The following is a 6678-nucleotide window of genomic DNA, read 5'->3' on the forward strand; positions in this document are numbered from 1 at the left end:
GAATTGTACCCAGGTGGTGAAAATGACCGCTACTTAGAAATATGGAACCTTGTGTTTTCTCAATTCAATCACAACCCTGATGACACTTATACACCTCTTCCGAAGAAGAATATTGATACTGGTATGGGTCTTGAACGGATGGTTTGTGTAATTCAGGGAACGGACACAAACTTTGAAACTGATTTGTTCAAACCGATCATTGAGGCAACAGAGAAATTGGCGAATGTGAATTATGGAGATAAAGAAAAACTCGACTCTTCATTTAAAGTGATCGCCGACCATATGAGAACTGTTACGTTCGCCGTCAGTGATGGTGCTCTGCCTTCAAATGAAGGAAGAGGTTATGTACTGCGAAGATTGTTGCGTCGTGCGGTCCGTTTTGCTAAACAAATTGGAATAGACGAGCCGTTTATGTATAAATTAGTACCAGAAGTTTCAAGAATAATGGTAGACTTCTATCCTGAAGTTAAAGAAAAAGAAGCCTTCATCCAAAATGTCATTAAGACAGAGGAGGAACGCTTCCATGAAACTTTAAATGAAGGTCTTTCTATCCTCTCAAAAATCATGAAAGAAGAGTCCGAGAAAGGAAGCAATATCTTTCCTGGTACAGAAGTGTTCCGCCTATATGACACGTATGGTTTTCCAAAAGAGCTGACAGAAGAATATATAGGCGAAGCTGGATTTACCATTGATGAAGACGGCTTCAAGTTTGAAATGGAAAAGCAACGAGAACGTGCGAGAAACGCACGCCAGAAAACAGACTCTATGCAAATTCAAGATGGAGTTCTTGGAGAAGTGCATGTTGAAAGTGAATTTATTGGTTATGATCAACTTCGTACACAAGCGAAAATCGTTGAACTTATTAAAGGCAAAGATTTCAGTGACCAAGCGGAAAAGGGAGACAAGGTGTATGTATTCCTTGATCAAACGCCGTTCTATGCTGAAAGCGGCGGTCAAATTGCAGATAAAGGGCTGCTAAAAAGTGAACAAGCCACCCTTGAAGTGACAAATGTACAAAAAGCTCCGAACGGCCAGCATATGCACGAAGCTGTCGTACAGGATGGAACAGTTGAAAAAGGCGATAATGTTGAGGCAGAGGTTGATCAGAAATCACGTTCCTTCATTGTGAAAAACCATACAGCTACCCACTTGCTCCATCAGGCATTAAAAGATGTATTAGGTGAGCACGTCAACCAGGCAGGTTCTCTTGTTGCACCGGATCGCCTGCGTTTTGACTTTTCTCATTTCGGTTCTGTATCTAACGAAGAGATGGAAAAAATTGAAGAAATCGTCAACGAAAAAGTATGGCAGTCCATCCCTGTTTCAATTGAATATAACTCCATTGAGGAAGCGAAAGAAAAAGGTGCTATGGCCTTGTTTGGCGAGAAGTACGGGGATACTGTACGTGTTGTCCAGGTGGGGGATTACAGCTTAGAGCTTTGTGGAGGCTGTCATGTTGTCAATACAGCTGAAATCGGTCTTTTCAAAATCGTATCCGAATCTGGAATCGGTGCTGGTACAAGAAGAATGGAAGCTGTGACTGCCAAAGATGCTTACCTATATATGAATGGCAAAGAAAGCTTGCTTAAAGAAGCAGGAGAACTTTTGAAAACGAAGCCGGAGCAAGTTCCTGACCGCATTGAAGTTCTTCATAAAGAAATCAAAGATCTTCAGAAAGAAAATGAATCCTTGAGTGCGAAGCTGTCTAATATGGAAGCATCAAACATTATGGACGAAGTAGAAGAGGTAAATGGAGTGAAGGTGCTTGCGAAACAGGTCGATGTCAAGGACATGAATGCTTTGCGTACAATGGTCGACGACCTTAAGCAGAAATTGGACTCCGGAATTATTCTCTTAGCAGCGCCTAATGGAAATAAAGTTCAATTGATTGCAGGAGTATCCAAAGACTTAGTAGAAGAAGGGTATCATGCGGGTCATTTAATTAAGGAAGCGGCCACTCGCTGCGGAGGAGGCGGTGGAGGCCGTCCGGATATGGCGCAGGCAGGAGGAAAAGACGCTTCTAAAATTCCAGAGGCTCTTCTATACGCTAAAGAATATGCTAGTCAAAACTCCTAGTTTTTCCTGAACGCAAAACAGGTATATAATGGAGTAAAGACAAATTTGTGCGAGGTGACTGTAATGAGCATGGACAAGACAATGAGATTTAATTTCTCAGAAGAACCCTTTGATCAAGACGTCCGTTCTGTACTATTGTCTGTACACAACGCTCTTCAAGAAAAGGGCTACAATCCGATCAACCAGATCGTAGGCTACCTCCTTTCTGGAGATCCGGCTTACATCCCGCGTCATCATGATGCGAGGAACCTTATACGTAAGATCGAAAGAGATGAGTTGATTGAGGAGTTAGTCAAATTTTATTTAGAAAAGAATAAAGAGGGCGTTGAATGAAAAAGATAGGTTTGGATGTAGGTGAAAAAACAATAGGCATCGCAATATCTGATGCCTTAGGCTGGACCGCACAAGGGCTGACGACACTAAGATGGGACGAGCGGGATTATGATACAGCTAAGGAGCCATTGCGTAAAGTCATTAGCGAACATGAAGTGACAGAAGCGGTCGTCGGTTTCCCAAAAAATATGAACGGCACCGTGGGTCCTCGTGGAGAGGCCAGCCAGCATTTCGCCGACTGGATCGAAAATGAATTTGATATTCCAGCTCATCTTTGGGATGAGCGTTTGACAACGATGGCTGCAGAACGTGTTTTGCTCGATGCAGATATGAGTCGTAAGAAACGTAAGAAAGTCATTGACAAGATGGCAGCCGTCATGATTTTACAAAGTTATTTGGACGCTAAACAATAAAGGAGGAAGTCTAGGCATGGCATTAGAAAAAGAAGAACGGATCATTATTCCGGATGAAAATGGGGAAGAACATTTATTTGAGGTGCTGTTCACGTTTGATGTGGACCAAACTGGACATTCGTATATTGCAGTGATTCCTGCTGAGCAAAAAGAAGGGGATGAGGTAGAGGTCTTCGCTTTCCGTTACGAAGAAAAAGGTAACGAAGAAGATGATCTTTCCTTATTCCAGATCGAGTCAGAAGAAGAATGGGAAATGGTAGAGGAAATGTTGAATACTCTAACAGATGAAGACTTAGCTTAAATTACATCAAAAAAGTCTGCAGCAGGTGCTGCAGACTTTTTTGTGGGAAAACCTGCCAACTATTGTAGAAAATTAAGTGAAAATGTAGAAAGATTCTATCTTTATGTAGTATAATGTACCGGATGAAAGGAGGAAGTCCCTTGTCCGAATCAAACTTCAAAAATAAATATAAAGAGCGACTGCAAAAACGTACAGAGGAAGCGAGTACCGTACGGAAAATTGTCGCAATAATCCTGACTGTACTAATACTAGTGATTGTGGTTGGAGGACTTTCCGGGTATTTTTATGTAAAATCAGCGCTCGAACCTGTTGACCCAGACGATAATAATGCCAAAGATGTTACCATTCCACTTGGATCATCTACATCTCAAATTGCTGGGATTCTTGAAGAAAATGACATCATCAAAAATGATTTGATATTCAGATTCTATACGAAGTTCAACAATGAGTCTGGTTTCCAGGCAGGTGATTATCAGTTTACATCTTCCATGAGCCTTGATGAGATCATTGAAACGCTAAAAACAGGAAAACTTGTCAAAAAGCCTGCTTTTAAGGTAGCTGTACCTGAAGGAAAGGATCTTGAACAGATCGCAGGAATTTTCGCTGAAAAGACGGACTTTACTAAGAAAGAATTCATGGATAAAGTGAATGACGAAGAGTATGTCAAACAGCTGATCGAGAAGCATCCTGATTTATTAAGTGATGTAATCTTGCAGGAAGACATCCGGTATCCACTTGAAGGATACTTGTTCGCGGCCACTTATCCCTTCTACATCGATAATCCTACGATTGAACAGATCGTAGAGACAATGTTGGAACAGACAGAAAAAGTCGTATTGCCTTATAAAGACGATCTTTCTAAGCTGAAAGCATTTGAAGATGAAGATGAAAAACAAGTCATTCATAAGGCTGTGACGATGGCTTCTCTGGTCGAAAATGAAGCACGAACAGCAGAGAGCCGTAAAATGATTGCTGAGGTCTTTTATAATCGTTTGGATGAAGGCATGCCTTTACAAACAGATCCAACTGTCCTATATGCACACGGTGAGCACAAAGAGCGTGTTCTTTACGAAGATTTAGAGATTGAAAATCCATACAATACTTATTATGTAGATGAACTACCGGTTGGACCGATCTCAAACTTCAATAAGAATTCAATTGAAGCTGCTGCTAAGCCGGCAGACCATGACTATTTATATTTCCTTGCTGATGCAGATGGAGAGATTCATTACGCTGAAACATTGAAAGAACATAACAAGTTAAAAGAGAAGTACATTACAGGTGACTGATTTTTTTAGAAGGAATGGCGAGAAAGCTCGCATTCCTTCTTTTTTTTATGTTAAAATATTATGGTTGTAAACAAGATGTTAATTTTGTGTGAAGGGATGAAACGTGATGATGCAAGAAGAATACTTAGACTCATTGCGATCCAAGCCATCCGAACAAATAGAAAAAATGGAGGCCTACGCTAGAGAAAATGGTGTTCCGATCATGGAGCCATCTGGCATAGACTTTTTGATGCAGCTGATTCGTATGCATCAACCTTCTAATATCCTAGAGGTAGGAACAGCCATTGGCTATTCTGCCATCAGAATGCTAGAAGCATCCGAGAACAGTCACATCGTTACTATTGAAAGAGATTCAAAAAGATACGAAGAAGCTGTCTCTAATGTGAAGCAATTTGGTGTTGAGGATCGTATCAAGATTCTTCATGGAGACGCTCTTGAATTAGAAACGGAAGTGGCAGATGAAGGGCCATTTGATTTATTGTTTATCGATGCAGCTAAAGGGAAATATGAAGAATTTTTTCACTTGTATGCACCAATGCTTACAGAGCGAGGCGTTATCATTTCAGATAATGTTCTATTCAAAGGATTTGTGGCTGACGATGGACAGGCAAGTGCGCGAATGGCGAAAATCGCTGGGAAAATTCGCAAATTCAATGAATGGCTTGTTCGTCACCCGGATTATCATACGACGATTGTCCCGGTTGGGGATGGGGTCGCCATAACGGTGAAAAAGTGATAAATGCTTATAGAGATTTGAAGATAAGGGATGAAAGGAGAACCCTAGAAAATGAAGGATAAACCTGTTGTAATTGGAGTCGCTGGAGGAACGGGATCAGGGAAAACTAGTGTTACCCGCTCCATCATTCAACGTTTTGCAGATAAGTCAATATTAATGTTAGAGCAAGATTATTATTATAAAGACCAGAGCCATTTACCTTTTGAGGAAAGATTACAAACGAACTATGATCATCCATTGGCCTTTGATAATGATCTGCTTATTGAGCATTTGGAGCTGCTTATCAATCAAGAGCCCATTGAAAAACCAACCTATGACTATAAGATTCATACACGTTCTGATGAAACAATTCATGTAGAGCCGAAAGAGGTCATCATCGTTGAGGGAATTCTTGTTTTAGAAGATGAGCGTTTAAGAGACTTGATGGATATTAAGGTGTTTGTCGATACAGATGCAGACGTTCGTATTATACGCCGAATGCTGCGTGATATTAACGAACGAGGCCGCACACTTGATTCTGTTATTGATCAATATATCAATGTCGTTCGTCCTATGCACCTACAGTTTGTTGAACCGACGAAACGATATTCAGATATCATTATTCCAGAAGGCGGCCAGAACCATGTCGCTATTGATCTGATGGCAACTAAAATTCAGACAGTCCTTCAAGAGAAAGGCCAGACAATTAGTAAAGAAAATAGTTGAAATGCTACCAAAAATCTGGCATAGTTTTCAATAGTAGTTCTAAATCATTATGTCCTCGGGTAAAGTATAGTAATTCATTAATGAGCGTACATGCCGTACCGCTCATTTCCTATATGTGGGGAATCATTATTATTGTTGCATTTAAAGGAGTGTATAAACGATTATGGCAGAAGAAAAAAGTTATTACATGACTGAAGAAGGTAAACAAAAACTAGAAGAAGAGTTGCACCACTTAAAGACTGAGCGTCGTAAAGAAGTGGTGGAACGTATTAAAATCGCACGTGGATTCGGTGACCTTTCTGAGAATTCAGAGTATGACGCAGCGAAAGATGATCAAGCGTTCGTCGAAGCTCGAATCACACAAGTAGAAAACATGATTCGTAACGCTGTTATCATCGAAAATGATAATGATAACCCGGATACTGTTTCTATGGGTAAATCAGTTACGTTCCAAGAGCTTCCTGACGGAGATGAAGAGACGTATAAGATCGTAGGAAGTGCAGAAGCGGATCCTTTTGAAGGTAAAATCTCAAATGACTCTCCTATGGCTCAGAGCTTGATCGGCCATGTTGTTGGAGATCAGGTGAAGGTTGCTACACCTGGCGGCGAGATTGACGTTAAAATTATTACAGTTGAATAAATGTCTTGCAAAAAAGCAGGGGCTGTGAGCCTCTGCTTTTTTATAATGCGTCCATTCGGTAAGGAGTGGGAGTATACCCTCGTAAATCCACAAAATTTCAAATGAATTTAATAATCAAGGATTAGTGTAGGATTGTGGAAGACTCAATTTCGAGATGTTTATGTAGTTTTAGGGTCGTTGGGGAA

8 protein-coding genes are annotated in these 6678 nt (G+C 40.7%); all 8 read left to right on the forward strand.

Going from position 1 to position 6678, the window contains the following annotated elements; translation table 11 throughout:
- A partial coding sequence (alaS, locus tag LD39_RS11360; RefSeq protein ID WP_035546425.1) for an alanine--tRNA ligase occupies positions 1-2076 on the forward strand: 2076 nt, incomplete at its 5' end.
- A 63-nt stretch (positions 2077-2139) separates the two neighbouring features.
- Entirely contained in the window at positions 2140-2409 is a 270-nt protein-coding gene (locus LD39_RS11365; RefSeq protein ID WP_035546427.1) for an IreB family regulatory phosphoprotein, read from the forward strand.
- Complete coding sequence (gene ruvX, locus LD39_RS11370) at positions 2406-2822, forward strand: Holliday junction resolvase RuvX (protein ID WP_035546429.1); 417 nt, start codon at positions 2406-2408, stop codon at positions 2820-2822. The genes LD39_RS11365 and ruvX overlap by 4 nt, the downstream gene beginning before the upstream one ends.
- A 16-nt stretch (positions 2823-2838) precedes the next feature.
- A complete protein-coding gene (locus tag LD39_RS11375; RefSeq protein WP_035546431.1) occupies positions 2839-3123 on the forward strand; it encodes a DUF1292 domain-containing protein in 285 nt (94 codons plus the stop codon).
- A gap of 140 nt (positions 3124-3263) precedes the next feature.
- Positions 3264-4412, forward strand: coding sequence for an endolytic transglycosylase MltG (gene mltG / locus LD39_RS11380; RefSeq protein ID WP_035546433.1), 1149 nt, complete (start codon positions 3264-3266; stop codon positions 4410-4412).
- Between the two features lie 106 nt (positions 4413-4518).
- Positions 4519-5148 (forward strand): O-methyltransferase, encoded by a 630-nt coding sequence (locus LD39_RS11385; protein ID WP_156112629.1) that lies wholly within the window; start codon positions 4519-4521, stop codon positions 5146-5148.
- 51 nt (positions 5149-5199) lie between these two features.
- A complete protein-coding gene (udk, locus tag LD39_RS11390; protein ID WP_035546435.1) occupies positions 5200-5853 on the forward strand; it encodes a uridine kinase in 654 nt (217 codons plus the stop codon).
- A gap of 163 nt (positions 5854-6016) precedes the next feature.
- Positions 6017-6493, forward strand: coding sequence for a transcription elongation factor GreA (gene greA / locus LD39_RS11395; protein WP_035546437.1), 477 nt, complete (start codon positions 6017-6019; stop codon positions 6491-6493).
- Positions 6494-6678: the final 185 nt, after the last annotated feature.

Source organism: Halobacillus sp. BBL2006, assembly GCF_000786645.1.
In the GTDB taxonomy this organism is placed as follows: Bacteria; Bacillota; Bacilli; order Bacillales; family Halobacillaceae; genus Halobacillus.

What these genes read in the sequence shown, in the direction of transcription:
- LD39_RS11365 (WP_035546427.1), top strand. Translation starts at nt 2,140, where the DNA reads ATGAGCATGGACAAGACAATGAGATTTAATTTCTCAGAAGAACCCTTT.
- ruvX (WP_035546429.1), top strand. Translation starts at nt 2,406, where the DNA reads ATGAAAAAGATAGGTTTGGATGTAGGTGAAAAAACAATAGGCATCGCA.
- LD39_RS11375 (WP_035546431.1), top strand. Translation starts at nt 2,839, where the DNA reads ATGGCATTAGAAAAAGAAGAACGGATCATTATTCCGGATGAAAATGGG.
- LD39_RS11385 (WP_156112629.1), top strand. Translation starts at nt 4,519, where the DNA reads ATGATGCAAGAAGAATACTTAGACTCATTGCGATCCAAGCCATCCGAA.
- udk (WP_035546435.1), top strand. Translation starts at nt 5,200, where the DNA reads ATGAAGGATAAACCTGTTGTAATTGGAGTCGCTGGAGGAACGGGATCA.
- greA (WP_035546437.1), top strand. Translation starts at nt 6,017, where the DNA reads ATGGCAGAAGAAAAAAGTTATTACATGACTGAAGAAGGTAAACAAAAA.